The 25,861-nt window shown below is 29.2% G+C and carries 26 protein-coding genes and 2 pseudogenes; 13 read left to right on the top strand and 15 right to left on the bottom strand.

The window, feature by feature from the left end; genetic code table 11:
- Positions 1–9: 9 nt before the first annotated feature.
- The 9 genes from pseI to SMGD1_RS02505 are packed head-to-tail and all read left to right on the top strand — an operon-like array spanning position 10 to position 9,515.
- Complete coding sequence (gene pseI, locus SMGD1_RS02545) at positions 10–1,047, top strand: pseudaminic acid synthase (RefSeq protein WP_008337911.1); 1,038 nt, start codon at positions 10–12, stop codon at positions 1,045–1,047.
- Positions 1,044–2,279 (top strand): GNAT family N-acetyltransferase, encoded by a 1,236-nt coding sequence (locus tag SMGD1_RS02540; protein WP_008338078.1) that lies wholly within the window; start codon positions 1,044–1,046, stop codon positions 2,277–2,279. The genes pseI and SMGD1_RS02540 overlap by 4 nt, the downstream gene beginning before the upstream one ends.
- 37 nt (positions 2,280–2,316) lie before the next feature.
- Positions 2,317–3,264 (top strand): glycosyltransferase family protein, encoded by a 948-nt coding sequence (locus SMGD1_RS02535; RefSeq protein ID WP_008340541.1) that lies wholly within the window; start codon positions 2,317–2,319, stop codon positions 3,262–3,264.
- Positions 3,265–4,224 (top strand): Gfo/Idh/MocA family protein, encoded by a 960-nt coding sequence (locus SMGD1_RS02530; protein WP_008340540.1) that lies wholly within the window; start codon positions 3,265–3,267, stop codon positions 4,222–4,224.
- On the top strand, positions 4,221–5,528 hold the full coding sequence (locus SMGD1_RS02525) for a DegT/DnrJ/EryC1/StrS family aminotransferase (RefSeq protein WP_008337852.1): 1,308 nt from the start codon (positions 4,221–4,223) through the stop codon (positions 5,526–5,528). The genes SMGD1_RS02530 and SMGD1_RS02525 overlap by 4 nt, the downstream gene beginning before the upstream one ends.
- Positions 5,522–6,070 carry a GNAT family N-acetyltransferase gene (locus tag SMGD1_RS02520; RefSeq protein ID WP_008338043.1) on the top strand — a complete coding sequence of 183 codons (549 nt, stop codon included), beginning with the start codon at positions 5,522–5,524 and terminating at the stop codon, positions 6,068–6,070. Before SMGD1_RS02525 ends, SMGD1_RS02520 begins: the two co-directional genes overlap by 7 nt.
- Positions 6,067–7,662 (top strand): hypothetical protein, encoded by a 1,596-nt coding sequence (locus SMGD1_RS02515; protein WP_008337719.1) that lies wholly within the window; start codon positions 6,067–6,069, stop codon positions 7,660–7,662. The genes SMGD1_RS02520 and SMGD1_RS02515 overlap by 4 nt, the downstream gene beginning before the upstream one ends.
- A gap of 23 nt (positions 7,663–7,685) precedes the next feature.
- A complete protein-coding gene (locus SMGD1_RS02510) occupies positions 7,686–8,552 on the top strand; it encodes a glycosyltransferase family 2 protein (protein ID WP_241761429.1) in 867 nt (288 codons plus the stop codon).
- A gap of 48 nt (positions 8,553–8,600) precedes the next feature.
- Positions 8,601–9,515 (top strand): hypothetical protein, encoded by a 915-nt coding sequence (locus SMGD1_RS02505; RefSeq protein WP_008337653.1) that lies wholly within the window; start codon positions 8,601–8,603, stop codon positions 9,513–9,515.
- 51 nt (positions 9,516–9,566) lie between these two features.
- Here the strand turns inward: SMGD1_RS02505 and SMGD1_RS14625 are convergent.
- A pseudogene (locus tag SMGD1_RS14625) lies at positions 9,567–9,785 on the bottom strand (transposase); the annotation flags it as partial.
- Between the two features lie 88 nt (positions 9,786–9,873).
- Between SMGD1_RS14625 and SMGD1_RS02495 the strand changes: the two are divergent.
- Positions 9,874–11,030, top strand: a protein-coding gene (locus SMGD1_RS02495; RefSeq protein WP_430738971.1) for an IS3 family transposase whose coding sequence is annotated in 2 segments (ribosomal slippage) — positions 9,874–10,123 and positions 10,123–11,030 — 1,158 coding nt in all. Because the reading frame shifts where the segments join, the coding sequence is not laid out codon by codon here.
- A gap of 134 nt (positions 11,031–11,164) precedes the next feature.
- Here SMGD1_RS02495 and SMGD1_RS15130 read toward each other — a convergent pair.
- The 14 genes and pseudogenes from SMGD1_RS15130 to rfbC form a co-directional block, all read right to left on the bottom strand.
- Positions 11,165–11,332, bottom strand: a pseudogene (locus SMGD1_RS15130) (IS256 family transposase); the annotation flags it as partial.
- A gap of 78 nt (positions 11,333–11,410) precedes the next feature.
- Positions 11,411–12,343: an NAD-dependent epimerase/dehydratase family protein gene (locus SMGD1_RS02490; protein ID WP_008337707.1), complete on the bottom strand. Its 933-nt coding sequence runs from the start codon at positions 12,341–12,343 to the stop codon at positions 11,411–11,413.
- 3 nt (positions 12,344–12,346) lie between these two features.
- The gene (locus tag SMGD1_RS02485; protein WP_008337727.1) at positions 12,347–12,706 is read right to left on the bottom strand and encodes a sugar 3,4-ketoisomerase; all 360 of its coding nucleotides are present in this window, start codon (positions 12,704–12,706) and stop codon (positions 12,347–12,349) included.
- 1 nt (position 12,707) lies between these two features.
- Positions 12,708–13,325, bottom strand: a complete 618-nt coding sequence (locus SMGD1_RS02480; RefSeq protein ID WP_008337975.1) for a class I SAM-dependent methyltransferase — start codon at positions 13,323–13,325, stop codon at positions 12,708–12,710.
- Positions 13,326–13,379: 54 nt separating this feature from the next.
- On the bottom strand, positions 13,380–14,132 hold the full coding sequence (gene cysQ / locus SMGD1_RS02475) for a 3'(2'),5'-bisphosphate nucleotidase CysQ (RefSeq protein ID WP_008337695.1): 753 nt from the start codon (positions 14,130–14,132) through the stop codon (positions 13,380–13,382).
- Positions 14,125–14,724, bottom strand: coding sequence for an adenylyl-sulfate kinase (gene cysC, locus SMGD1_RS02470; RefSeq protein ID WP_008338099.1), 600 nt, complete (start codon positions 14,722–14,724; stop codon positions 14,125–14,127). The genes cysQ and cysC (SMGD1_RS02470) overlap by 8 nt, the downstream gene beginning before the upstream one ends.
- On the bottom strand, positions 14,721–15,446 hold the full coding sequence (cysC, locus tag SMGD1_RS02465) for an adenylyl-sulfate kinase (RefSeq protein WP_008337891.1): 726 nt from the start codon (positions 15,444–15,446) through the stop codon (positions 14,721–14,723). Before cysC (SMGD1_RS02465) ends, cysC (SMGD1_RS02470) begins: the two co-directional genes overlap by 4 nt.
- Positions 15,446–16,906 (bottom strand): sulfate adenylyltransferase subunit CysN, encoded by a 1,461-nt coding sequence (cysN, locus tag SMGD1_RS02460; protein ID WP_008338005.1) that lies wholly within the window; start codon positions 16,904–16,906, stop codon positions 15,446–15,448. The genes cysC (SMGD1_RS02465) and cysN overlap by 1 nt, the downstream gene beginning before the upstream one ends.
- Positions 16,906–17,814 (bottom strand): sulfate adenylyltransferase subunit CysD, encoded by a 909-nt coding sequence (gene cysD / locus SMGD1_RS02455; protein ID WP_008340538.1) that lies wholly within the window; start codon positions 17,812–17,814, stop codon positions 16,906–16,908. The genes cysN and cysD overlap by 1 nt, the downstream gene beginning before the upstream one ends.
- 23 nt (positions 17,815–17,837) lie before the next feature.
- Positions 17,838–18,962, bottom strand: a complete 1,125-nt coding sequence (locus SMGD1_RS02450; protein WP_008337778.1) for a DegT/DnrJ/EryC1/StrS family aminotransferase — start codon at positions 18,960–18,962, stop codon at positions 17,838–17,840.
- Positions 18,963–18,972: 10 nt separating this feature from the next.
- On the bottom strand, positions 18,973–19,863 hold the full coding sequence (locus tag SMGD1_RS02445) for a sulfotransferase family protein (protein ID WP_008337671.1): 891 nt from the start codon (positions 19,861–19,863) through the stop codon (positions 18,973–18,975).
- A 29-nt stretch (positions 19,864–19,892) separates the two neighbouring features.
- Complete coding sequence (locus tag SMGD1_RS02440; protein WP_008338047.1) at positions 19,893–21,119, bottom strand: class I SAM-dependent methyltransferase; 1,227 nt, start codon at positions 21,117–21,119, stop codon at positions 19,893–19,895.
- Positions 21,120–21,175: 56 nt separating this feature from the next.
- On the bottom strand, positions 21,176–22,381 hold the full coding sequence (gene lhgO, locus SMGD1_RS02435; RefSeq protein ID WP_008337941.1) for an L-2-hydroxyglutarate oxidase: 1,206 nt from the start codon (positions 22,379–22,381) through the stop codon (positions 21,176–21,178).
- A 13-nt stretch (positions 22,382–22,394) separates the two neighbouring features.
- Positions 22,395–22,958 carry a dTDP-4-dehydrorhamnose 3,5-epimerase gene (gene rfbC, locus SMGD1_RS02430; RefSeq protein WP_008337689.1) on the bottom strand — a complete coding sequence of 188 codons (564 nt, stop codon included), beginning with the start codon at positions 22,956–22,958 and terminating at the stop codon, positions 22,395–22,397.
- A 149-nt stretch (positions 22,959–23,107) separates the two neighbouring features.
- Here rfbC and SMGD1_RS02425 point away from each other — a divergent pair, with 149 nt between their 5' ends.
- Genes SMGD1_RS02425 through SMGD1_RS02415 form a run of 3 tightly spaced genes read left to right on the top strand, consistent with a single transcriptional unit; the run spans position 23,108 to position 25,858 of the window.
- On the top strand, positions 23,108–24,184 hold the full coding sequence (locus tag SMGD1_RS02425) for a glycosyltransferase family 4 protein (RefSeq protein WP_008337992.1): 1,077 nt from the start codon (positions 23,108–23,110) through the stop codon (positions 24,182–24,184).
- A complete protein-coding gene (locus SMGD1_RS02420) occupies positions 24,181–25,143 on the top strand; it encodes a GDP-mannose 4,6-dehydratase (RefSeq protein WP_008337784.1) in 963 nt (320 codons plus the stop codon). The genes SMGD1_RS02425 and SMGD1_RS02420 overlap by 4 nt, the downstream gene beginning before the upstream one ends.
- Positions 25,133–25,858, top strand: coding sequence for a glycosyltransferase family 2 protein (locus SMGD1_RS02415; protein WP_008338022.1), 726 nt, complete (start codon positions 25,133–25,135; stop codon positions 25,856–25,858). The genes SMGD1_RS02420 and SMGD1_RS02415 overlap by 11 nt, the downstream gene beginning before the upstream one ends.
- Positions 25,859–25,861 lie beyond the last annotated feature (3 nt).

Genomic DNA, 25,861 nt, shown 5'->3' with positions numbered 1-25,861 from the left:
AAATATACAATGAAAATAGGAAGTTTTGACCTAGAAAAAGACGGTACTTTTATTATAGCTGAATTAAGCGCCAATCATAATGGAAGTTTGGAAAATGCATTGAATTCTATAAAAGCTGCGAAGGAGATAGGGGCAAATGCTATTAAGCTTCAAACATATACTCCGGATACATTAACACTTGATTGTAGAAAAGATGATTTTATGATAGATGGTGGCACACTTTGGGATGGTGAAACACTTTATGAACTATATAATAAAGCATATACACCTTGGGAGTGGCATAAAGAGTTATTTAATTATGCTAGAAGTTTAGGTATAGATATATTTTCATCTCCTTTTGACAAAACAGCTGTTGATTTTTTAGAGGAATTTAATCCTTCAGCATATAAAATAGCTTCTTTGGAAATAACTGACCATGAATTAGTTAGATACACAGCAAGTAAAGGAAAACCAATACTTATATCAACAGGGATTGCAACAATTGATGAAATTAAAGATGCTGTTGATATTTGTAGAGATGCAGGAAATAATGATATTATTTTATTAAAATGTACGAGTTCATATCCAGCTCCACTAGAAGATGCAAATTTAAAAACTATTCCAAACTTGGCTGAAACTTTTGATGTGATTTCTGGGTTTTCTGATCATACTTTGGGCAGTATCGCGCCAATAGTAGCAGTTGCATTGGGTGCTAAAGTTATTGAAAAACATTTTATATTAGATAAAGAGATTGGTGGTGCCGATGCAAAATTTTCAATGGATAAAAATGATTTTGCAAGAATGATAAATGATATAAGAAATGCAGAAAAACTACTTGGAAAAGTCGACTATAGTATGACAGAAAGTAAAAAACAATCCAGAAGATTTTCAAGAAGTTTATATATATCGAAGGATATTAAAAAAGGTGAACTTTTTACTGATGAAAACATAAGAAGTGTCAGACCTGGGCATGGCATACATCCAAAGTACCTTAATTCCGTTTTGGGCAAAGTTGCTAATGATGATTTAGAGTTTGGACAAGCTTTGAAATTCAAGGATATACATTGATAATAAAAGATAAAAATATATACATAAAGAGTTTGTCAAGTGACTTTATAGAGGATTCTTATGTAAATTGGATGAATGATAAAGAAGTGACAAAGTTTATGGTTTCTAGAGATAAGATTTTTTCACAAAATGACCTAGTTATGTATGTGAAAAAAATGAAGGAGAGCCATAGTAGTTATTTATTTGGCATTTATTTAAAAGACAATGATAAATACATTGGTAATATTAAAATCGGAGATGTAGATACTGTAAAAAAAAGTGCAGATATAGGACTGATGATAGGAAATAAATCTGAATGGGGAAAAGGGTATGCAAGTGAGGCGATTAACTGTGTAGTTGACTATGCTTTTAATGTACTAAAATTGTCTAGATTATGGGCTGGCATGTTTAAGATAAACTATGGGTCTTATAAAGCATTTATAAATAATGGTTTTAAGGAAATAGATAATTCAAGAAAAAAAGTTTCCCTTGAAGGAAAACTTGAAGATACATTAATGCTTGAAAAAGAGAATATATTGAATATAAATATATCAATTGAAGCAAGGATGACATCTTCAAGATTACCTGGAAAGACATTAAAATTAATTAATGGAAAGCCTTCATTAGAGATAATGGTTAATAGGATAAAAAAAACAAAGTTAGTAGATAGTATAATTGTAGCAACTACTACGAATAAAGAAGATGATGAAATAGTTAGTTGGTGTAGAGAAAATAACATTAACTACTTCAGAGGCAGTGAAAATAATGTGTATGATAGAGTGCTTAAAACTCACCAACAATATAATACAAATATAGTTGTAGAACTTACTGGGGATTGTATATTATTAGATGATACTTTAGTTGATGATGCAGTAAAAACATATTTAGATAATAAATATGATTATGTTTCACTTGCCGATCCATTTGGCATGAGTGTTCAAGTGTATTCGCTTAAAACTTTGGAAAGTATATCAAAAGATAGAGAACTTGAGTATCAAGATATGGAGCATGTTACGCCATATTTATATACAAGCGGAAAATACAATACTTATATAAAAAAAGTTCGTGAAGACTTGATGTCTTCAGAGCATTTATTACTTTTAGATACAATGGAAGATTGGTGTGTTATAGAAAATGTATGTAAAAATTTTAGTAATTTTGATTTTTCTTGTGAAGACATTGCTGATTTTGTTAAGGACAATCCAAATAAAGTTGATAAAAACAAATTTATTCCTAGAAAAGGGTTGTCATAAATGTCAGTTTTAGGAGATAAATATTAAATATACTATTATGGTTGTATCTAATGATGCAGGAGCCACAGAATATATTAGTCATTTAATGTTGAATGAAAAAGAATATGAATGGAATGTTTATGCACTAGAAGATTCTATAGCATCTAAAATATTCAAAAAATATGACATAGAATTTGATTCTATCTTCAATCTAAGTGAACTTAATAATATAGTAAGTAAAATTCAGCCTAATGTTATTTTTTATGGCACTGGATGGCAAGTTGATTTTAGTAATATAGTTAAAAATATTTGCATGAATACTAAAATAAAATCAGTTGCATTAATAGATCATTGGTCAAATTATAAAGAAAGATTTGCTAAAGAATCTTTACCTGATACGATTATCGTTATGGATGATTTGGCAAATAAAATAGCAAAAAAAACTTTTAATAACAAAGTTAATATTATTCAACTAAAAAATCATTTTATAGAATATATGATTTCAAATTTTTCTTTAATAGAGCATAAATCTTTGGATTCTATTGTATTTTTATCACAACCAACAGTAGTAAATAAAGTTGATTTGGATGCTTATGAATATACTTTAGTGGAAACTTTACTAAATTTTTTTGATAATATTATTATCAGATTACACCCATCTGAAAATGAAAATAAATTTAATAAAATTATTGCTAAATATCCAAAAGTTATTGTTAAAATAGTAAAGCCACATGAAGAAGATTTACTTATTACTTTAAGTCAAAGTAAATTAACTATAGGTTTAAGTAGTATGGCTTTATATATATCGTGCCTTTTGAATATAGATACAGTGTCTTGTGTATTAAATAGTGGGATAAAACCTAACATTCCTATTCCTAAAAAATACGTTATCAAAAATTTGAATGATTTAAAAGATATTGTTTTTTCTCATTCAAATATTAACCACCAAAGTGAAAATGAAATAGAATTTAAGAATATGATTCAGCATACTTTAGGAGATAGTTAAATGTACTCATTAACAATTGTAGGTGGCGGTGCAATTTCATGTGGGTATGATTCTCCTAAAGATGAGAACATATTAACTCATGTACATGCAGCTTTAAAACACCCATTAATAAAGCTTGATTCTATTATTGAAGTAGATGAACAAAGGCAAAAATATATTTTAGATAAATGGGGTAAAGCATTTGATATATGTGATAGTTTAGAAAATTCTATCAGCAAGCATAGAAGCGATATCTTTGTAGTTGCAACACCAACAAGCTTACATTTCAAAATAATTAACAATATACTATCGATTCATTCTCCAAAGTTAATAATATGTGAGAAACCAATTGTTTCAAATCTAAGTGAACTTGAAAATTTAAATACCTTAATAAATAAACATAAGATTAAGATAATTACTAATTTTCCTAGAAGATTTGATAAAAGCATGAACCTTTTAAAAGATAAAATTTCAGATATAAAGGAAAAGTATCATTTTACTGGAACATTTACAAAAGGGCTAATACATAACGGCTCACATATGATTGATTTAATAAGTATGTTAATTGGAAAAATTTTAAATATTAGTGCAATAAATAAGAAAATAATTGATAATGACTTTTTTGGTAAATTTCTTGTACAAACAGAAGCCTGTGATGGTATAATTACAAATGTAAATAGTAGTAAATTATCTATATTTGAATTGGTAATTTATACAAATGCTGCTAAAATTGAAATTATTGGCGCTAGTCAAGAGACAGTAATAAAGTATACAGATAAAACAAATTTAACACAAAGTTTTGAAACATATTCATTAAAAACTACATTACCTTATACACTCAAAAAAAGTGCTTATAATACATTTGAATATGCAATTAAATTACTTGAAAACGATGTAGAATATAATGAGTTTGTTGTTGAACAGTACAATATAAATAAACTTATTTTTGACACACACGGAAAATTTATGGAGAATCAATGAACAAATTAGCTATAAATGGTGGGCGTAAACTACGTGCAGAGCCATTCCCTGCTTATAACACTATAGGAAAAGAAGAAGAGGAAGCAGCATTAAGGGTATTAAGAAGTGGTAAGTTATCCACTTATCTTGGCGCTTGGCATGCTGATTTCCATGGCGGTAATGAAGTTCAAAGTTTAGAAAAAGAGTGGGCAGAGTATTTTAATGTTAAGCATGCTATTTCTGTGAATTCGGCTACTTCAGGTTTATATGCTGCAGTTGGAGCTATAGGATTGAATCCTGGAGATGAAGTTATAGTATCTGCTTATACGATGAGTGCATCGGCAACGGCAATTTTAGTTTATGGTGGGATACCGGTATTTGCTGATATTGAAGAGGATTATTATTGTTTAGATGTGAATTCTATACGAGAAAAAATAACAGCTAAGACAAAAGCTATAATGGTAGTTGACATATTCGGTCAACCATATGATGCTGATGCTATCAATGCTTTAGCAGAAGAATATGGTTTAAAAGTAATTGAAGACACAGCACAGGCACCAAATGCAAAATATGGTGAAAGATATGCAGGCACATTAGGGGATATAGGTGTTTTTTCACTAAACTATCATAAGCATATTCATTGTGGTGAAGGTGGAATAATTGTTACTAATGATGATGAACTGGCTTTTAAACTAAAACTTATAAGAAATCATGCAGAAGCTGTTTTAGGTGGTAAAGGGTATAATCATAAAGATGAACTAATTAATATGATTGGTTTTAATTACCGCATGAATGAAATTGAAGCCTCTATAGCAAGAGAACAATTGAAAAAGTTACCGATGCTATTTGAAGAGCGTTCTAGAAATGTACAATATCTTGATGAAAAGCTTTCTCAACTTCCAGCTATTAATGGCAATCGTATTAGAAAAAATACAACTCATGCATTCTACACACATACTTTAACATTTGATTCAAAATTAGCAGATGGAATTCATAGAGATAAATTTATTAAAGCTGTTTCAGCGGAATTACCACAAACAATATTAAGAGATGATTCTCCAGTACTTATGGGATGTGGATATGTTAAGCCATTGTATTTACTTCCTTTATATCAAGAAAGAATAGCTTTCGGTAAAGACGGCTATCCTTTTAATCTGTCTACTAATATAAATTATGGAAAAGGTTTATGTCCAGTAACTGAGGATATGCATTATAATAAGTTGTTTGCTCATGAGTTTATGAGACCAGGTATGAAAAAAAAAGATATGGATGATGTAGTAAATGCATTTGAAAAGGTTTGGACTCATAGGCATGAGATATGTTAAAACTGGAAGGGGTAAATGTATATTTAAGGCCTTTGGAATTAGTCGACGCAGAAGGAAACTATCCAAAATGGTTTAATGACCCATTAGTTTGCAAATATAATTCACATGGTGATGTTTTGTATACAAAAAATATGGCACTTAATTATATAAAGATGGTACAAGAATCAAGCGCACATAAAGTTTTTGCTGTATGTGATATAAAAACAGATTTTCATATAGGGAATGTTTCACTTCAAAACATATCTCCGAAAAATAGAAGTGCAGAGTTGGCGATAGTTATTGGTGAAAGAAACTTTATTGGTAAAGGCATAGGAAAGGAAGCAGGAAAACTTCTGATAGAATATGGTTTTAAAAAATTAAACCTGCATCGTATCTATTGTGGAACAAGTCAATATAATATTGCTATGCAAAAGTTAGCTCTAAACTTAAAAATGAAACAAGAAGGCATAGGTATAGATGCCATGATGAAAAATAATAAGTTTATAGATATATATAGGTATGCAATTATAAATAAAGATACAATGAGTGAAAATAATATATGAAAATATCAAGATTATTTAAATTATTGAAATCAAAATATTATACATATTTTCCAGATAAAAATACTAGTTTATTTATTAATCATAACCATAGTGTTTGGGATGGATTTAACAAAATAGATAGAAAGTTAGATGGAGAAGTTCTTTTTGAACTTAATGAGATGCATAGTGCTGCTATTGCTAGCAGCTATCTAGCAAATGTTCTTTGTAAAAAATATAACTCTGCATTAGTAGGGTATTCCTTACATGAACCAACTTGGAAATCTTTTTTTGGCTTCTTATTACGTACTCATGAAAAAGTTTTTTCATCATTTGGAATGTTTAAGGTTTTGTATACAAAGCTTTCACAAAAACAAAAAGAAGAGTCTAGTGAGCTATTTAAACGAGTTTATAGTTCAATAAAAACAAAAAGAGATATAGAAAACATTACAGTTGACGGTGTTTTAATTGGAGATCTAATTTATGATTCATATCTTAGAAAAGGTAATTCTACTATAGATAAGGAAAATCAAGACTTTATCGATTCGTTGAAAAACTCACTAAATATCTACATTTTTTGGAAAGATTATTTCAATTTACAAAATATAAAGGCAATCAATGTAAGCCATTGTGTTTATAATCTTGCAATCCCTCTTAGAATTGCAATAAGCAGAGACATACCTGCTTTCCAAGTTTCTTCAGAATATTTATATAGATTAAATAAACATAATATATCCGCATATAGGGAGTTCACTAATTATAACAATATTTTTTGTAAGTTACCTATGGATATTCGATCAAAAGGCCTTGAGCAAGCCAAAGAAAAGATTGAACTACGTTTTAAAGGTAAAGTTGGTGTTGATATGAGATACTCCACGAAATCAGCATATGGTGAACATAAACATGAGCGACTATTAAAAGAAAGTCCAAGAATTAAAATTTTAGTTGCACTGCACTGTTTTTTTGACAGTCCTCATCCTTATGGGCATAATTTATTTCCAGATTTTTTTGAATGGTTAACTTTTCTAGGAAAAATTACTCAGGAAACAGATTATGACTGGTACTTAAAAACACATCCTGATTACTTACCTGGGAATATTCCAATTATAAATAGTTTTATAGAAAAATATCCGAAGTTTAAATTACTTCCTTCAGATAGCTCTCATCATCAAATTATAGAAGAGGGCATTAATGTCGCACTTAGTACTTATGGGACTATAGGATTTGAATATGCAGCATTAGGAATTCCTGTAATAAATGCATCGTTGAATAATCCACATATTGCATATAATTTCAATATCCATCCAAAAAGCGTTGAAGAATATTCAGAGCTTTTACATAATCTTGATAAAATAGATCTTAAGATTGACAAAAAAGAGGTTTATGAATATTATTTTATGAAGCATTTGTATATGAAAAATAATTGGTTATTTGATAATCATGATCAAATGATAAAGGATTTAGGTGGTTATTCTAAACAGTTTACATCTAAGGTATACGAGTACTGGATTAAGAATTATACTCTGGTAAAACATAAAAATAAAATATCAACATTGAATTCATTTATAGAATCAAAAGATTTTTTTTTAGAAAGTAAACATTTGAAGAGAAATTAAGGTACATGCATTTTAAAAATAATATGAATATAAATAGAGAAAAAAAATTAGTTACAGTAGGTATTCCATCATATAATCGTCCTTTAACACTATCAAGAGCATTAGAAAGTGTTATTAATCAGTCTTATGAAAATTTGGAAATCATAGTATCAGATGATAGCTCGCCTAATGCGGAAGTAGATGACACAATTAAGGATTACTGTAGTAGAGATTCAAGAATAATTTATATTAGACATAAAAAAAATATTGGTCCAAGAGAAAATCATTCTTTTTTGGTTGAAAAAGCATCAGGTGAGTATTTTATGTGGCTTGCAGATGACGACTATATAAGTAAAGATTATATAGAGGAGATAATGAAAGTATTTATTAAGGATGATAGTTATTCTTTGATTGGAGGACAGACTTTTTTCATAAATGGTTCTGACTTGCCAATAAAAAAAAGTCCTTATAATTTATTAGAAAGAAATCCTAAAAAGAGGATTCTAAAATATTTAGATATTATTCATCATAACTCTATATACTATGGTGTATTCAGAACTCACAATAGTGTTGATTACGATATACATTGTTTTGGTTCAGACTGGCTACATGTAGTAAGACTTGCATATAAAGGCAAAGTGAAAACGTTAAAGAATATTTCTATATTTAGAGAAGCAGAAGGTGGAGCATCTACTAGAAACTTTAGTTACTTTGAAAGAATAAAAATTTATTACGATGTTTATCGTAATATAAACTATGACCTATTTCATTCTAATTTGTATAATGAATTAACTCTTGCAGAGTTAAATATGTTGTCTAAAGAGATTAGAAAAAGATTTTTGAAGTATTTGTATATTGATGGCTTTTTTAATAAGATAAAAAACAAGTTTATTAAAACTTTAAAGAACTAATGCTTTTGTAGAAAAAGTGATAATAAAAATGAATATTAGGAAAACAAAATGAGTTTAAAAGATAAAGTAAAACTTACTTTCAGAAAAATATTTAGTGAGCTATATATGAGGCAAGATCATGTATTATTACTGCTTGGTAAAATGCACTCCAAGAGAATAATGGAGTGTCAAAATATCAACTCTTTAGAAGATGTAGAGTTTAAGGTCTATTCACAATGGGGTGATGATGGTATTATTCAGTACTTGATAAATAATATTGATATACCAAATAAAATATTTATAGAGTTTGGAGTTCAAAACTATACAGAGTCAAATACAAGGTTTTTGCTTCAAAATGACAATTGGTCAGGACTTGTCATGGATGGTTCTGAAGAAGCAATAAATTATATAAAAAACGATGAGATACATTGGAAATACGATTTAACAGCGAAAAAAGCATTTATTACTAAAGATAATATAAATAAGTTAATAATAGAGTACACAACTATAAAAAACATAGGACTTTTAAGTATAGATATTGATGGAAATGATTATTGGATTTGGGAAAATATAGAGTGTATTAGTCCAAGAATTGTTATTTGTGAGTACAATGCAAATTTTGGGAGAGAAAAAGCTGTGACTATTCCTTATAAGGATGATTTTTATAGGACTTCTGCACACTTTTCTAATTTGTATTTTGGTGCATCATACAAAGCACTTTTGTTACTTTCTGAAAAGAAAGGATACAAGTTTGTGGGATGTAATAGTAATGGTAATAACATGTATTTTGTAAAAAAAGAGTATTCTGATGGTTTTGATAATTTGGAGACTAGATTTATTGATTCAAAATTTAAAGAAGCCAGAGATAAAAATGGATTGTTTTTAGATATACCAAAGTTAAACACAATGAAAGTTATAGAAGAAGAGATGATTTATAATCTAGAAACTAATGGACTACAACCTTTAAAAGAATTGATTTTATAGGTTGTAGGAGAGCGTTTAAAATACCGTGTCAGCTACAATCCGTAACATAAGCTACACCTTTAAGTATTTATCCAGCCTCCCTTCGAAAAAGATAGCAAGTTGAGAAATTGGTCACTAACCATTTCTCACTGGCATAGTCCATTTTTTTAATGCATTTTTTATACCTAATTAGAGTAATTTTAACAGAGAGTTTTCCTTTGGAAATGCACCTTTAGTTTTAGTTAGTTTTCTAAACTGGCGATGTACAGATTCTATAATGTTTCTAGTATGGAATGTCCCCTATAAACTAGACAACATTTAATTCAGTAATTTAGATAAAATAATACGAATGTATTATAAGATTTAATAGGATTAAAAAATGGCAAGAGTAGTTTATAGTGAAGAGTTCAGAATAGAGGCAGTCAAACAAGTTACTAAAAATGGTTATAGCATTAACGATACTGCTGATAGACTAGGTGTCCATCCAGATTCACTCAGAAACTGGATTAAAAGATTAGAGTCTCCACAAGCAATCCAAAAACATAAAATATTAGATGAATCACAAGCAGAGATAAAGAAACTCCAAAAAGAGCTAAAAAGAGTTACAGAAGAGAGGGACATTCTAAAAAAGGCCGCGGTGTACTTTGCAAGCCACACAAACTAAAATATGCTTTTATCAAAGAGTATAGTGAAGTTTATGCAGTGCATAGACTTTGCAAAGTTATGCAAGTGCACCGCAGTGGATATTATCAGTGGCTAAATCAACCTATTTCTGATAGAGAACTTGAAAATCAAGAATTACTCATACAGATTAAAGATGCATTTAAAGAATCCAAAGGCGTTTATGGTCACAGAAATATTCATAAAGATCTAAAAGAGCTAGGTATTCATGTAAATAAAAAAAGAGTCGCTAGACTTATGAGTGAGGCTAAACTCTATGGTGTAGGTACCTACAAACGCAAGCCGTACAGTAAACCTGGTTCAGTCCATAAAGCACATCCTAATCATCTGCACCAGTGCTTTATAGCAGGTCAGCCAAATGATACGTGGGTAAGTGATATAACTTACATTAGAACTAAAGAGGGATGGATATTCTTAGCTACAGTTATAGATTTATATAGTCGCAAAATTATTGGATGGGCAACTGGACATCGTCAAACTACACCGTTAATTATCGAAGCATTAAAAATGGCAACAACAAGACTAAGTAAAAACAATAAAGTTATTCTCCATTCAGATCAGGGGAGTCAATACAGCTCTTATGAGTATAAAACATTTGCAAAAAAGCATAATATTACTCTTAGCATGAGTAGACGAGGTAACTGTTATGATAATGCTGTTGCAGAAAGCTTTTTCAAAACTCTTAAAAAAGAGCTTGTCAGAAAACAAATATTTTTAACTCGAGACATTGCGGCATCTAAAATATTTGAATATATAGAGATGTTCTACAACTCTAAAAGAAGACATAGTTATTTGGATTATATTTCACCAAATGAGTTTGAAAAAAGGTATAATTTAGAGTCTTCAAAAAAGTAGGTTTTTACTGGGTTAGTAATTGTCTAGTTTATAGGGGACATTCCACCAAATGAGTTTGAAAAAAGGTATAATTTAGAGTCTTCAAAAAAGTAGGTTTTTACTGGGTTAGTAATTGTCTAGTTTATAGGGGACATTCCAGAGAGAACATCGTTGGCTATGTGTGATTCTACTTCTGCTTCAAGTGCAGCTTCTGTGAGTTGTTTGATAAGTGGAGCTAAAAGCTCACCTTAATCTGTAAGCTTTTTACCATTTCTAAATTCTTCTAAGATTTCATCAAAATCAAAATCTACTTCTTCGTTCATTGTCAGTCCTTGATAGTATTTTATCAGACTGACACGAAATGTCTAACACACTAGGTTGTAGCTTAGAGCCTTCAAGATTTAGTTATTAGATGTTTTTAAAGTATCTATTGTCTCTTTTATTCCTTTTTTATAGTCACCTTTAAATTCAAATCCTAGCTTTTTAAATTTTTCATTAGCAACATCATATGATAACTGATTCATGATCTGTGTCTCAACAAAGTCAATATTAAGTGAATCTACATTTTCTTTTATTGAGTCTACAATATCTTTAACCGTTAAGTTCTTGGTAAGTACATTATAAATATTTTTATCAAAAATATCATTTTTTATTAGAAAAGCTATAGAATTTACTGCATCTTCTAAGTCTAAATAAGGTCTTTTCTGATTATATGCTGTTTTCCAAACTGTTAATGGCTGTCTCATAACAGCTTGCCAGCAAAATTTATTTACAGCAGTGTGAAATCTTATGCCTTCAGAGAATCCAAATATTGTACCAAACCTTAAAATAATGTAATCTAATTTATCTGAATATTTTTTTAATTCTTGTTCTGATTTAAATTTAGACTGAGCGTAAGGACTTTGCGGTTTAAGCTCATCTGCTGAGCAATCTTCATCTACAACATCATTTTGAGTACCGTAAATACTCGTAGTGGATAAAAATATAAGTTTACAATTATTGTTTGCACAAGCATCTATAATTTTTTTAGTACCTACATAATTTACATTTTCAACTTCTGCTTCATTTTCAAAGCTTCCTGCTGCATTTGTAATGGCTGCTAGATGCACAACGTATGAAGCATTTTTGAATAAAGAGTCTAAATCATACTCTAATATGTCAGCTTCTATAAACTTATAATTGTATTTTCTCGGTAAATTAAATAAAGAACAATATCTTTGAGATAGCATATTGTCTATCATAACTATCTCTATATCTTCTATTTGAATTGGTAAAGTTCTTATTAACTTAGAACCTATATGACCTAATGCACCAGTTATCACTATTTTTTTCAATTACTACCTCTCATAAATATAATCATCAGTATCAAAATACTCTGAAGCAAAAACTAATAAAATACTATTTTTACTAAAACCATCCATTGTGTGCCAATCACTAGGCTCAAGGATTAAGCATTGGTTTGGGGAATCTAAATTATAAATTTTTTCTTCATTATTTTTATCAAAAACAGTAATTTTATATTTCCCATTTAATGGAACCAATGCTTGAACAGTTTTTTTATGTTTGTGACCACCTCTTTGGCCATTCATATAATAAATATAAAACACTCTTTTTATATCAAATGGAAGAATTTTTTCTATAACTGTTAAACTGCCTCTCTCATCACTAAAAGTTGGTAAAGAAATAAAATAAGCCATATTATTTCTTCTTCTTTGCAATAATATTTAGCATTAGATCTCTATCTTCTTTCCAGTTAAATCTGCTTATTTCAACTACCTCAAAGCCCAAATACTTCATCATTGCTTTTATCTTAGCTTCAGTATAAGCATTCTTGTGAAATTGTCCTTCGGAATTTTGTGGCCCAAAAATACTTGCTGTGAGATAACCCCATCTATTGCCAAATGAATAAGAATTGTTTCCAAACCAATGTTGATTATCAATAGCTTCATCATCGTTTCTGTAAAAATCTTTCCAATCATCTTTGGCATTTAACCATTTTTTAACTGTATCTTCAAAATCAGGAACAGAAAATACTAGCAGCCCATCTTTTTTCAATACTCTTTTCATTTCAAGAAAAAATTTTTTTTCTTCTAAAAATGATAGATGTTCTATCATTGATTCAGATCGTACTTCATGAATGCTTTCAAAATCAAAAGGTAAATTAAAAATGTCATATTGGAATATTTCTATATCGTCTGGTATATTAATATTAGGATATCTTTTCCTCATTGTTTCTTTGTCATCTATATCAATATTAATATAGCCTTCAATTGGTCTTGAAGCACAACCTAAATTAAGTTTATATTTTTTATTCATATTTTTCCTTTATATTGTAAATTTAATGTTCATAAAAATTAAAATAAATATATTTTAATTGGCAATAAACCAAGCATTTAATAAATTTGTCTTATTATAATATAATTCTTGATTAATATCATCATTTAACACTACTCTTTTCCCTGATTCAGATATAATTGCATGAGCAGCAGCAGTGTCCCACTCCATTGTAGGTGCTAATCTTGGGTATATATCTGCTTTTCCTTCAGCAATTAAACAAAGTTTTAAACTACTGCCTATTGAGATAAGCTCTTTCTCTTTCTCAGTTTTTATATTATCCACAAACTTTTGAGTTGCATCTGACATATGAGATCTACTAGCAACTATAATCAATTTATTATCTTCTCTTTCAATTGGAAGTTTAATATTATTTTTATATGCTCCATATCCTTGCTTTGAATAATACATCAACTTAAGTGCTGGCGCATAAACTACACCAATAACTGGTATATTTTTACATATTAATGCAATGTTTACTGTAAACTCATCATTTTTTTTAATGAATTCTTTTGTTCCATCAATTGGATCTATACACCAATAATATTCCCAACTCTTTCTTATGCTGTATGAAACTTCTTTATTTTCTTCTGAGAGTATAGGAATTTCTGGGTAAAGCTTTTTTAAACTATCACAAATTATTTTATTTGATTTTAAATCAGCTTCTGTTAACGGAGAATTGTCATCTTTATATTCTATTGTAAAATCTTTTTCATAGATATCCATAATAGCCTTACCAGCTTTTAAAGCTATTTGTTTTATATCTTTAATGTTTATTTTTTTAAGCATTTATATATCCATTTATTTTTAAATATAATATTATTTTATCTATATTTTGTTCTATAGTTAATTCAGCATTTAAAATATGTATTTCAGCATTGTCTGGTTTTTCATATGGGGAGCTGATCCCAGTAAATTCTTGTATTTCACCATCTCTTGCTCTTTTATATAATCCTTTTGGATCTCTCTCCTCACAAATTGAGAGAGGAGTATCCACAAATATTTCTATAAATTCATTTTCCTCTACTAAATCTCTTACCATCTGTCTATCTTTAATAAAAGGTGATATAAAAGCTGTTAATGTAATAATACCGCTATCAATAAATAATTTCGAAACTTCACCTATTCGCCTTATGCTCTCAACTCTTGAGTTTTCATCAAATCCTAAATCTTTATTTAGTCCATATCTTACATTGTCTCCATCAAGTAAATAAGTATGAAAGTTTAGTTCATAAAGTTTAACTTCCAAAGCATTTGCCAGTGTGGATTTTCCACTTCCACTTAGTCCTGTAAACCACAATATGCAAGATTTTTGTTTTTTTTGCTTAGCTCGTTGTAGTTTTTTTATATGGTAATCATGCCAAACTATATTATTGCTCATTTAACATAATTCTTTTTTACATATTTTACAATTATTTTAGTTGCTTCATCAACTGAAAGCTTATCTGTGTCGATTGTTATCTCTGCATGTTGCGGTTCTTCATAAATATCATTTACACCTGTAAAATTTTGATATTCACCTTTTGTGGCTTTTTCATATTTTCCTTTTCTATCTCTTTTTTTACAGGTTTCAATATTTGCTTTTATGTAGACTACAATATTATTTTTTACCATTTCTCGGATTGTTTTTCTTGATTCTCTATATGGACTAACAAATGAAGCAACAGTTGATATAGAATTATTTTGAAGTGTTTTTATTAGATGTCCTATTCTTTTCATATGTATATTTCTATCTTTTCTACTAAAGCCGATATCAGGAACAACATCTCTAATATCTTTTGAATCAAGTCTCTCAATTGGTATTTGAAGTTTGTTTAATTCTTTGAAAACTGCATCAGCAATTGTAGTTTTTCCACTAAGAGGTAACCCGGTAAACCAGAGATTAAAAGGTTCTATCCTCTTTTTACCCCACCTTATTTTATGCCAAACTCTTTCATGACCCCAATATAAAGCAACTTTTAAAATTGTTTCAATTATGCCAGCTATTATTGCTAAATCAAGTCTATTAAAGAACATATAAACTAATATAATTGTTGTGGTTGTAGCTAATATTCTCCAGCTTATACCTTTAAATAGTGAACGAGCATTTGTCTCTTTAAACATTATATAGCTTTACACTCCCACTCTGGAAATTTTTCTCTTATCTCTCTATTTAGTTCAATCTCTTCTTTAGTATAGTCTTTTATCTTAGCTTTTAAATTACTTCTTTCACTGCAAGTTATCATGCCTGCCCCAATAGTAGAGTTTGTATATTTATCTATTATTATAAAACTACCTGTATATCTATTTTTACTATAAGTATCTAATGCTATTTCTCTATCAATATTTAGTGTACATTGTGCGATATCATTTAATTCTAATTTATCTGATTGCAACTCTTTGAAAGTATTAATGTCTTTTTTAAATTTAATATCCGTAAATGATCCATTTAGCACAGATGTTGCTCGTTTAATAATATACTTTTTGTTTAATCGCATTGGTTCCTCACTCATCCACACAATCATTACATGTAAATTATTTGAGACTTCTGGAATTGAATCAGATTTTACAATCATATCACCACGACTAATATCGATTTCATCTTCAAGTGTAATAGTAACTGCCATTGGTGCAAATGCTTCTAATGCAGTTTCAGCACTCTCTTTATAAGACTTGGCTCTTAAATCTTTTATATCAGGGGTTATTATTGATTTCACCTTGCTTGTTTTTCGAGAAGGTAAAATGGTTATCTCATCTCCGACTTTCATGCCACCACTAGCTATGGTTCCAACAAATCCCCTAAAGTTTAAATGGGGACGATTTACGTACTGAACTGGAAATCTTAAATTTGATGTCAATTGCTTGCTATTTGTAAATACCTCAATTGTATGAAGTGTCTCCATAAGTGATTTACCGTCATACCATTCTGTCTTTTTACTTCTATTAACTATATTGTCTCCATCAAGTGCAGAAATAGGAATATATGTAACATTAATATTTTCATTATTAGGTAAATTAGGAATTACACTTTGATATTCTTCTTTTATCTCTTCAAACCTAATTTTAGAAAAATTAATTAAGTCCATTTTATTAATAGCTACAACTAAATTTTTAATTCCCAATAATGAAGCGATATAAGAGTGTCTTTTTGTTTGAGTTAGCACTCCTTGTCGTGCATCTATTAATATAATAGCTAAATCTGCTGTGCTGGCACCTGTAGCCATATTTCTAGTATATTGTTCGTGTCCAGGAGTATCTGCTATAATAAATTTTCGTTTATCAGTAGAAAAATATCTATAGGCAACATCAATAGTAATACCTTGCTCTCTCTCACTTTGAAGTCCATCAACTAGTAGAGCAAGGTCTATGTTGTTACCTGTTGTTCCACTCTTTTTACTATCCTTCTTAATGGCACTTAATTGATCTTCAAAAATCATTTTACTATCATATAAAAGTCGTCCAATTAGAGTTGATTTTCCATCATCAACAGAACCACATGTTATAAATCTAAGTATTTTTTTGTTTTCATGTTCTGTAAGATATTGCTCAATATTTTGTGAAATCAAGTCTGACTTGTTTGCCATTAAAAATAACCTTCTTGTTTTTTCTTCTCCATTGATGCAGATGAATCACTGTCAATAAGTCTACCTTGTCTCTCGCTAGTTGTAGTTAAAAGCATCTCTTGAATAATTTCAGGCAATGTTGAGGAGTTTGAATGAACAGCTCCTGTAAGAGGGTAGCATCCTAAGGTTCTAAATCTTACTAACTCTTCTTTTGCTGTTTTTCTCAACTCTTCTGGCATTCTTTCATCATCTACCATGATTTTTGTACCCATATATTCTACTACAAGTCTTTTTTTAGCAAAGTATAAATCAGGAATAGGAATAGATTCTAAATAAATATATTGCCAGATGTCTAGTTCAGTCCAGTTTGACAGAGGAAAGACCCTGATTGACTCATCTTTTTTATGTCTTCCATTGTAAATATTCCAAAGCTCTGGTCTTTGATTTTTTGGATCCCATCTATGGTTTTCATCACGAAAAGAGTAAATTCTCTCTTTTGCACGAGATTTTTCTTCATCTCTTCTTGCACCACCAAACACTGCATCATATTTATATATGTTTAGCATCTGTTTCAAGGCTTCTGTTTTCATTATATCTGTATGAAGAGCTGACCCATGAGTAAAAGGAGAGATATTTATCTCTTCACCTTTTGGGTTAGAATAAACAATAAGTTCCATTTCAACCTCTTTTGCTCTTTTGTTACGAAACTCAATCATCTCTGTAAATTTCCATTTAGTATCTACATGAACAAGTGGAAATGGTGGAGGAGCAGGGTAAAACGCTTTTTGAGCTAAATGTAGCATAACAGAACTATCTTTACCAATAGAGTAAAGCATTGCAGGATTTTCAAATTCCGCAATCACTTCTCTTATAATATGAATAGACTCGGCTTCTAGTTGCTTTAAGTGTGTTAATGTTTGTTTAATCATAGTTTCTGCCATATTTAAATTAACTATTTCATTAAAATAGTTTTTATCTCATTACAAATATAATCTATTTGTTCTTCTGTAATATTTAGTGGGGATGGCAAATTGATTGTTCTTGAAGATAAATCATATGCCATTGGATTTTTTAATTTATGTTCTTCTTCAATATAACCTCTTTTATTTAGTGCTGGTATGCTAGATAATGGATAGAAAAATGGTCTTGCCATTATATTTTTACTTATTAATTTATCAATAAAATCCTGCTTCTTAATTTGAATGCTTCTACCTAAGACTATTGTAGTAATCCAGGCACTATTATAAACATATTCAGGTTCGTAATTTAAGGTTATGTCATCAATGACATTTAACCTTTTTGAATATTGTTGTAATATCCAATGCTTTTTAGATACTAATTCATCTAATCTTTGAAACTGAGCGTAACCTAATGAAGCACTAATATTATTAGGCATATATTTATATCCTACTTCACTATTGAAATACATAGGATCATTGTCATTTCTACCATGATCTCTAAACATCTTACATTTTTTGTAAAGTTTATCATCATCAATTAAAAGCATACCCCCTTCACCAGTTGTTAATGTTTTAGTTCTATGAAAACTAAATACTGATCCAATACCAAACTTACCTGATTTGATTCCTTTATAAGTAGAACCAAGTGACTGAGCAGCGTCTTCAATAAGTGGAATGTTATATTTTTTAGATATTTTAAGTAACTCATTCCAGTTTGCCATATTTCCAAATAAGTTAACAGAAACAATGGCTTTTGTTTTATTTGTAATGTTTTTTTCTACAGATTTTGGATCTAAACACCATGTTGTTTCATCAATATCGCACAAAACTACTTTTGCTTTTTGATAAAATGCTGGTGCCACTGAAGCTATCCAAGTACACTCTGGACCTATAACTTCATCTCCTTCTTGTATACCTAGCCCAAGCATCAGTAAATGAATAGCTGATGTACAATTTGGAGTCATTAAAGCATATTTTCTATCATGATATTTTGCAAATTCTTTTTCAAATAATTCACAGTAATAATATGGATTTTCATACCAATCACTCATTGCCTTATTTACAGTTTCTTTTTCAAAGTCCCCTATCCATGGGCCAATATTTGGTATAGTTTTCATTATTTATCCTTTATTTTGATTCAAGAGGGTAATCATATTTTTTTAATTCTAGACCTAATGTTGTTTCTAGTTTAGTGTTGCCAGAAGCATAATAGTTTGAAATTTTATCTTCAAACTCAACAGGAATATTTACCTTAGCTGAAACTTCATTATCTAGAAAATTTCTAAATATTATATTTAATACCTTACTTAATATAACACTTGTTTTACTGATTTGATGAATTTTAAATTGGAATGAAGTAATACTTGTTCTCTCTCTGAAACCATCAAGATATGACTTGATTTCAGAATTAGACATATTTAACACTCCACCCCACTGAGAGTAAAAATATTCTGCATTATGTATAAAATCTTCATACAGAAAAACATGTACATTCTTTTCACCAAAAGAATTTTTAAAAATATTATAGTATCTTTCATAGTTCATTGCTTCTAGGGGGGTAATATATGGAAATGAGAAAGAATAGCTCAGCCATTCTTTAAAAGAAACATATTTTTTCCAATAGTCCTTTGGTACTAATTTTAAAAATGCACCATGATTTACATACCATGAAGCCCAGGTTGTTCTTTGATTTCTCATTACCATAATAACTTGAGCATCTGGAAGAATCTTTTTTAATCTTCTAGCACATACACTAGGATGACGTGTTCCCATAATATCTTCATTAGAAAAAATAAAAATTTCTTTGTTGTTTTTTATTGAGTTAATTATTTCAAGTGAAATATTTTCATTATATACAGATTCATCTTCATGAACAAGAATCTGTATATATTTATTAATATCCGCATAGTTTTCACAGTCTTCACCCATATATCCAATTTTTGGATGTTTAGAAAAGAGTCTGCGTTGAAAGAGGGTACTTGCTGTTTTATTTCCCCCTATATGAATGATTGATTTCATATTAGTTACTTTTAATATAAAACATTTTGCTAATAATTTATTGTAGCAACATTAGGGACATACATAATCCATTTAACACCGTTTGAACGCATATACTCTTCTTCTTTTTCCATAATCTCTTTTGCATGGTTCCATGCAAATAGTAGAACATAGTCAGGATCACTTTCTCTAAAATTTTCATATGGAACTACTGGTATATGAGCCCCAGGTGAGAATTTATTATGCTTAGTAGGCGTAGTATCACATATAAAAGATATGTGTTCAGGTGTTATTCCAAAGTAATTAGTAACAGTTGTACTTTTTGATGTCGCTCCATATGCAACAACTTTTTTACCATCTTTTTTCAGTTGATTTAATAGTTTCATTAAGTCATTTTTAACTATAAGTACTTTATTTGTAAATTCTTGATATGCCTGCAGTGAATCTAAACCTAAGTCTTTTTCTATTTGGATTTGTTTCGCTACATTTGAAGAAATTTTTTTCTTACCACGATGTGCTAAAGTATATCTCATAGAACCACCATGCGTAATCTGATGTTGAACATCAATAACTTCAAGATTATGCATATTCGCCAAATAGCTAACTGATAGTACAGAAAATAAGAAAGTATGCTCGTCATAAATTTGGTCAAAAGAAGCTTTTTGTATTATATCTCCTGCATAAGGATCTTCAAAAACAAAGACACCATCATCTTTTAATAGTTTTTCAATCCCTTCAAAAATAGAGTGCATATATGGAATATGACACATTACATTGGCACTTATTATTGCATCTGCTTTTCCATACTTTGGTATAGTGTTTTCTGCTAATGTAGCATCAAAAAATTCTGTTGTTACATTTATACCTTTATCTTTAGCTACTTGTGCGACGTTTTTTGATGGTTCTACGCCCAAATGCCCTATACCTTGTTGCATGAAGTTTTGAATCATAATGCCATCATTACAACCTACCTCTACGACAAAGGAGTTTTTTTGTAAAGATTGAAGTTCAATTATTGAGTCTGCAAATTCTTTAAAATGTTTTTTCATATAGTTTGAAGTTGATGAAAAAAATGCATAATTTTCATGAAACATCTGTTCTCTATCCGGTTGTTCTAGCAACTGAACCATCTTACACTTTGGACAAAAGCCAACTTCCATTTGAAAGAAGTACTCTTTTTCAAACTGTTCCTCTAACAAAAAGCCATTTGCTATTGGCTGTTGACCAAAGTCAATAAATTTTTCTATTTCAGAATTACATATCAAACATTTTTTCATAGACTATTAAACCTTGTTATTTTTTGTAACGACATCTTATCTAACTTATAATTAATTTACTCTAAGTGATTTTCTACAACCCATCTTGCAAATGGAAAACTACTTGTAAATGCAGGGCTTACAGCATTTAAAACATGCACTGAATTATTATCTGATTCTACTACAAAATCTTGAAGAAGTTCTAATGTTTTTGTGTTTAAAAGTTGTGCTCTAATCCCAGGTTTACTCCACTCATTAAAAGCATTTTTATCAATTTTTTTGGTCATTTTTAAAGCTAAAGATATAAAGTAGCTTTTATAATATTTTTTCATTTCTTCATACGCTAAAGTTCTAAAATTAAAGGCATTAGTAGCGAATAGCTTTAATTCATACATTGAGATCTCAAAAAACTCACTTAAATTAAAATTTTTTAGTCCTTTATAGCCTTCTCTCCAAAATACAGGTATCGCCGTAGGACCGATTTTAATTGTTCCATCTACTGTAATTGTATAATGAACTCCAAGAAACGGATTTTTTAAATTAGGTACAGGGTATATATTTGTATTTATAGGTTTATCAGTTTTAGTATATTTTAAATATAAACCTTTAAAAGGAATGATTGTGTAGTCTTGAGAAAAACCAAAATCTTTTGCTATCTTATCTGCATATAGTCCTGCGCAATTAATTATTTTTTTAGCATGTATTTTTTGGTGCTTAGTTGTTCTTATTGTATTATTACCTAAATTTGTGATATATCTTTCATTAAAACTAAATTCAATGCCCTTGTTTTCTAATTGTTTATGTAAAAATAATGATATTTCAACTGGGTCTACAGTTGATGTGTTTTTAGAGTAAAGGGCTCTCTTGAACGTTTTAACATTTGGAAATTTTATAGTTAATTCATCTTCAGATATTAACTCTACATCTACACCATTAGCTATACCTCTATGATAAAGCTCTTCAAGTGTTTTTAATTCATCTTCGTTATTGGCAATTACAACTTTTTCACATCTATTTATTTTCAAGTTATTTTCTAAGCAGAATTGTGTCATTTCTATATTCCCATCTCTTGTAAATTTTGCTTTTAAAGAGTTTGACGTATAATAGAATCCAGCATGCAGTACGCCACTATTACGGCCGCTGCTATGACATGCAACTTGATTTTCTTTTTCAATAATAAATATCTTTTTTTTAGGATATTTTTCAACTAAAGTTTTAGCAATTGCAAGTCCAATAATACCGGCACCAATTATTAAGTAATCATAGCTATTAGTGTTATTCATATTTACTTCAATACTATTTTATATAGATGAAATTATTTTCTATATTTTCAAGCATCGGTGCTTTTTCATCTTTTTTAGCTATTGTGATTTTATCAAAATCAACACCTAGTTTAATATCAACTTGATGATCTCTAACGTTTAATATTCTGTCGTATTCAGGAGCATAGATATCATCCATTTTATATAAAATGTTAACATTATCTGTCAATGTCAAAAATCCATGTGCAAAACCTTTTGGAATTAACAGTTGCTTATGGTTTTCTGCAGATAATAATACAGAAGTATATTGTCCATATGTTGGAGAGTTTTTTCTAAGATCAACAGCAAAATCCATTATCTCTCCTGAAACAACCCTTATCAATGTTGTTTGAGCTTTTGGATTCATCTGGTAGTGCAACCCTCTAAATGTATATTTATCTCTACTGTAAGAGTGATTATCCTGTATAAAATCATGGTTTACTCCATGCTCTAAAAAACTATTTTTAGAGTAACTTTCATAAAAAAAGCCTCTTTCGTCATTAAATATTTTTGGAGTTAATACTAATACTCCACTAAGTTTTGTTTGTTCAATCTTCATTAATTGTCTTTGTTGTTATTTTTTGAAAATATTCTACTGTATTTTATCTTAATAGAGCATTTTCTATGTTCTATTAAAAATCTATTGTATGATAAGTATAATTTAGCTAGAATCTCTATCATGAAATATATACTTATTATGAACAATTTATGAAAATTTTATTTGATCATCAAATCTTTTTAGCACAGAAATATGGTGGAATCTCCAGATATTTTGTTGAACTTGTTAAAAAGTTCGATTCTCTAAACCAAAAATACAGCTTGCCTGTTTATTATTCCAATAATGTATATTTAGAAGATATAAAAAAGATCAAGCCATTTCAAGAAAATAAATTTTCTAAAAAATTATTTTCTTACATGGGTCGTTTAATTATGAAGAAATATATTAAAGAAAATAGTTTTGATATATTTCACCCTACTTACTATGATCCGTATTTTTTAAAGAGTCTACAAAAACCATATGTCTTAACAATATATGATTTTATGCATGAAAAATTCAAAGATATGTTCTCATCAAAAGATATGAATATTGCTTGGAAAAAAGAGTGTGCTATGAAGGCAGATAGAATAATCGCCATCTCTGAAAACACAAAACAAGATATTATTAAATATTATGGAATTTCAGCAGACAAAATTGATGTAGTATACTTGTCAAGTTCATTGAAAATAATAAATGAAGATTTAGAACTGTCTCTACCTGAAAAATACATTTTGTTTGTTGGCAATAGAAGTAGATATAAAAACTTCAATGCGTTTATAAAAGCAGTTGCACCTTTATTATATGAAGAAAATGAATTAAATGTAATTTGTGCCGGAGGTGGTGCATTTTCTAAAGATGAAGAGATGAATCTTAAAGAACTTGGCATAATGGAGAAAGTAAAGTATTTCAATATAGACGATAAAATACTAGCTAACCTTTATCAAAAAGCTATATGCTTTGTATTTCCTTCGTTGTATGAAGGATTTGGTATTCCTGTATTAGAAGCATTTAACTGTGGTTGCCCTGTAGCTTTGAGTAATCAAGGCTCTTTACCTGAAGTGGGTGGAGATGCAGTAGAATATTTTGATCCTAATTCGTTAGAATCTATACTAAGAGCTGTTAAAAGTTTATATTATGATAATAGCAGACGTGAAGAATTAAAACAATTAGGTACTATACAAGCAAAAAAATTTAGTTGGGAGAAAACAGCTCAGCAAACAATAGCTGTATACAATAAACTACTATGAAAAAAGCATTAATAACTGGAGTTACAGGACAAGACGGAGCATATTTATCAAAGCTTTTATTAGAAAAAGGCTATGAAGTAATAGGGCTGACAAGAAGTTATGCAGCAGGTAATCTATATAAGTTGGAATATTTAGGAATACAAGACTCTATAACCATACTTGAGTGTGACTTATTAGACTTCTCTAATATTTTAAATGTCATTACAAAAAATATGCCTGATGAAATATATAATTTATCGGCACAAAGTTCAGTTGGAAGTTCATTTGATCAACCTATAGGCACATTTCAGTATAATACTACTTCCGTATTAAATATTCTAGAAAGCATAAAATTAGTAAATAAAAATATAAAATTCTACCAAGCTTCAAGTTCTGAAATGTATGGTAAAGTGAAAGATTTACCAATTAGTGAAGATACTCCATTCCATCCATTAAGTCCATATGCCGTTTCAAAAGCTTCAGCTCACTGGCTAACAATAAACTATAGAGAATCTTATTCGATGTTTACATGTTGTGGTATTTTATTTAATCATGAATCTTTTTTAAGAAGTAAAAATTTCTTTATTAAAAAAATAATAAAAGATTCTATAGATATCTATTTTGGTAAAAAAGATATACTCAAAGTAGGTAACATTGAGATAAAAAGAGATTTTGGATATAGCCCAAAATACATTGAAGCAATGTATTCTATGATGCAGCAAGAAACTCCTGAAGACTTTGTTATTTGCTCTGGAGAATCAGTTTCATTAAAGGAAATTATTTTTTATGTTTTTGACAAGTTGAAAATAGAACATGAAAAGTTAGTAATAGATGATAACTTATATAGACCTACTGAAATATATGATATCTATGGGTCAAATAAAAAAGCAAAAGAAAAATTGAAATGGAATTATGATAATAGCTTTATAGAGGTTTTAGATATGTTAATTGAGGAAGAACTTATAAATTATGAAAAATAAAATATCAATAATTACGGTTTGTTTTAATGCGGCAGACACGATAGAAGAAACAATAAACTCTGTTGTAAATCAACCTTATGACAATAAAGAATATATTATAATAGATGGTGGTTCAACAGATGGAACATTAGATATTATAAAAAAGTATGAAGATAGAATTGCTTATTGGGCAAGTGAACCTGATTATGGTTTATATCATGCCATGAATAAAGGTATAGAAAAAGCTACTGGTGATATTATAGGTATGATTAATGCGGATGATTACTATTTTGATGATATTTTTGTAGATGTAGTAAAAGCATTTGATGGGAAAAGCTTAGAAGAACATATTTTCTTTGGAGATATGTTTCATGATGGAGATATTGTTAAGGGCTGGAGACAAGAAAATGTAAAGATTGGAGCATTCGGTGCTCATCCTTCAATGTTTTGTCCTAAAAAAGTTTATGATAAAATTGGTAAATATAGATTGTGGTATAAAATATTGGCAGATTACGATTTTATGTACAGGGCTTATCATGTTTATAATATTAAACCGATATATTTACCAAAGAAAACTGCATTTTTTAGAGTTGGTGGTTTAGCTTCGAACAATATATTTAGGTCATTTACAGAAGAGATGCTTATAAAAATCGAAAATGGAGAAAAGATAGCTAAAGCTTTTCCTATTTATTTATTAAAGCTTTTAAAGTTTTATATAAAAAGTTTATGGAAGTAATTG

Origin of the sequence: Sulfurimonas gotlandica GD1, from assembly GCF_000242915.1 — a bacterium.
Taxonomy (GTDB): Bacteria; Campylobacterota; Campylobacteria; order Campylobacterales; family Sulfurimonadaceae; genus Sulfurimonas; species Sulfurimonas gotlandica.
This window is presented reverse-complemented; position numbering and strand designations above follow the sequence as displayed.

What these genes read in the sequence shown, in the direction of transcription:
- pseI (WP_008337911.1), top strand. Translation starts at nt 10, where the DNA reads ATGAAAATAGGAAGTTTTGACCTAGAAAAAGACGGTACTTTTATTATA.
- SMGD1_RS02535 (WP_008340541.1), top strand. Translation starts at nt 2,317, where the DNA reads ATGGTTGTATCTAATGATGCAGGAGCCACAGAATATATTAGTCATTTA.
- SMGD1_RS02530 (WP_008340540.1), top strand. Translation starts at nt 3,265, where the DNA reads ATGTACTCATTAACAATTGTAGGTGGCGGTGCAATTTCATGTGGGTAT.
- SMGD1_RS02525 (WP_008337852.1), top strand. Translation starts at nt 4,221, where the DNA reads ATGAACAAATTAGCTATAAATGGTGGGCGTAAACTACGTGCAGAGCCA.
- SMGD1_RS02520 (WP_008338043.1), top strand. Translation starts at nt 5,522, where the DNA reads ATGTTAAAACTGGAAGGGGTAAATGTATATTTAAGGCCTTTGGAATTA.
- SMGD1_RS02515 (WP_008337719.1), top strand. Translation starts at nt 6,067, where the DNA reads ATGAAAATATCAAGATTATTTAAATTATTGAAATCAAAATATTATACA.
- SMGD1_RS02510 (WP_241761429.1), top strand. Translation starts at nt 7,686, where the DNA reads ATGAATATAAATAGAGAAAAAAAATTAGTTACAGTAGGTATTCCATCA.
- SMGD1_RS02505 (WP_008337653.1), top strand. Translation starts at nt 8,601, where the DNA reads ATGAGTTTAAAAGATAAAGTAAAACTTACTTTCAGAAAAATATTTAGT.
- SMGD1_RS02485 (WP_008337727.1), bottom strand. Translation starts at nt 12,706, where the DNA reads ATGGCTTATTTTATTTCTTTACCAACTTTTAGTGATGAGAGAGGCAGT.
- SMGD1_RS02480 (WP_008337975.1), bottom strand. Translation starts at nt 13,325, where the DNA reads ATGAATAAAAAATATAAACTTAATTTAGGTTGTGCTTCAAGACCAATT.
- cysQ (WP_008337695.1), bottom strand. Translation starts at nt 14,132, where the DNA reads ATGCTTAAAAAAATAAACATTAAAGATATAAAACAAATAGCTTTAAAA.
- cysC (WP_008338099.1), bottom strand. Translation starts at nt 14,724, where the DNA reads ATGAGCAATAATATAGTTTGGCATGATTACCATATAAAAAAACTACAA.
- cysC (WP_008337891.1), bottom strand. Translation starts at nt 15,446, where the DNA reads ATGTTTAAAGAGACAAATGCTCGTTCACTATTTAAAGGTATAAGCTGG.
- cysN (WP_008338005.1), bottom strand. Translation starts at nt 16,906, where the DNA reads ATGGCAAACAAGTCAGACTTGATTTCACAAAATATTGAGCAATATCTT.
- cysD (WP_008340538.1), bottom strand. Translation starts at nt 17,814, where the DNA reads ATGATTAAACAAACATTAACACACTTAAAGCAACTAGAAGCCGAGTCT.
- SMGD1_RS02450 (WP_008337778.1), bottom strand. Translation starts at nt 18,962, where the DNA reads ATGAAAACTATACCAAATATTGGCCCATGGATAGGGGACTTTGAAAAA.
- SMGD1_RS02445 (WP_008337671.1), bottom strand. Translation starts at nt 19,863, where the DNA reads ATGAAATCAATCATTCATATAGGGGGAAATAAAACAGCAAGTACCCTC.
- SMGD1_RS02440 (WP_008338047.1), bottom strand. Translation starts at nt 21,119, where the DNA reads ATGAAAAAATGTTTGATATGTAATTCTGAAATAGAAAAATTTATTGAC.
- lhgO (WP_008337941.1), bottom strand. Translation starts at nt 22,381, where the DNA reads ATGAATAACACTAATAGCTATGATTACTTAATAATTGGTGCCGGTATT.
- rfbC (WP_008337689.1), bottom strand. Translation starts at nt 22,958, where the DNA reads ATGAAGATTGAACAAACAAAACTTAGTGGAGTATTAGTATTAACTCCA.
- SMGD1_RS02425 (WP_008337992.1), top strand. Translation starts at nt 23,108, where the DNA reads ATGAAAATTTTATTTGATCATCAAATCTTTTTAGCACAGAAATATGGT.
- SMGD1_RS02420 (WP_008337784.1), top strand. Translation starts at nt 24,181, where the DNA reads ATGAAAAAAGCATTAATAACTGGAGTTACAGGACAAGACGGAGCATAT.
- SMGD1_RS02415 (WP_008338022.1), top strand. Translation starts at nt 25,133, where the DNA reads ATGAAAAATAAAATATCAATAATTACGGTTTGTTTTAATGCGGCAGAC.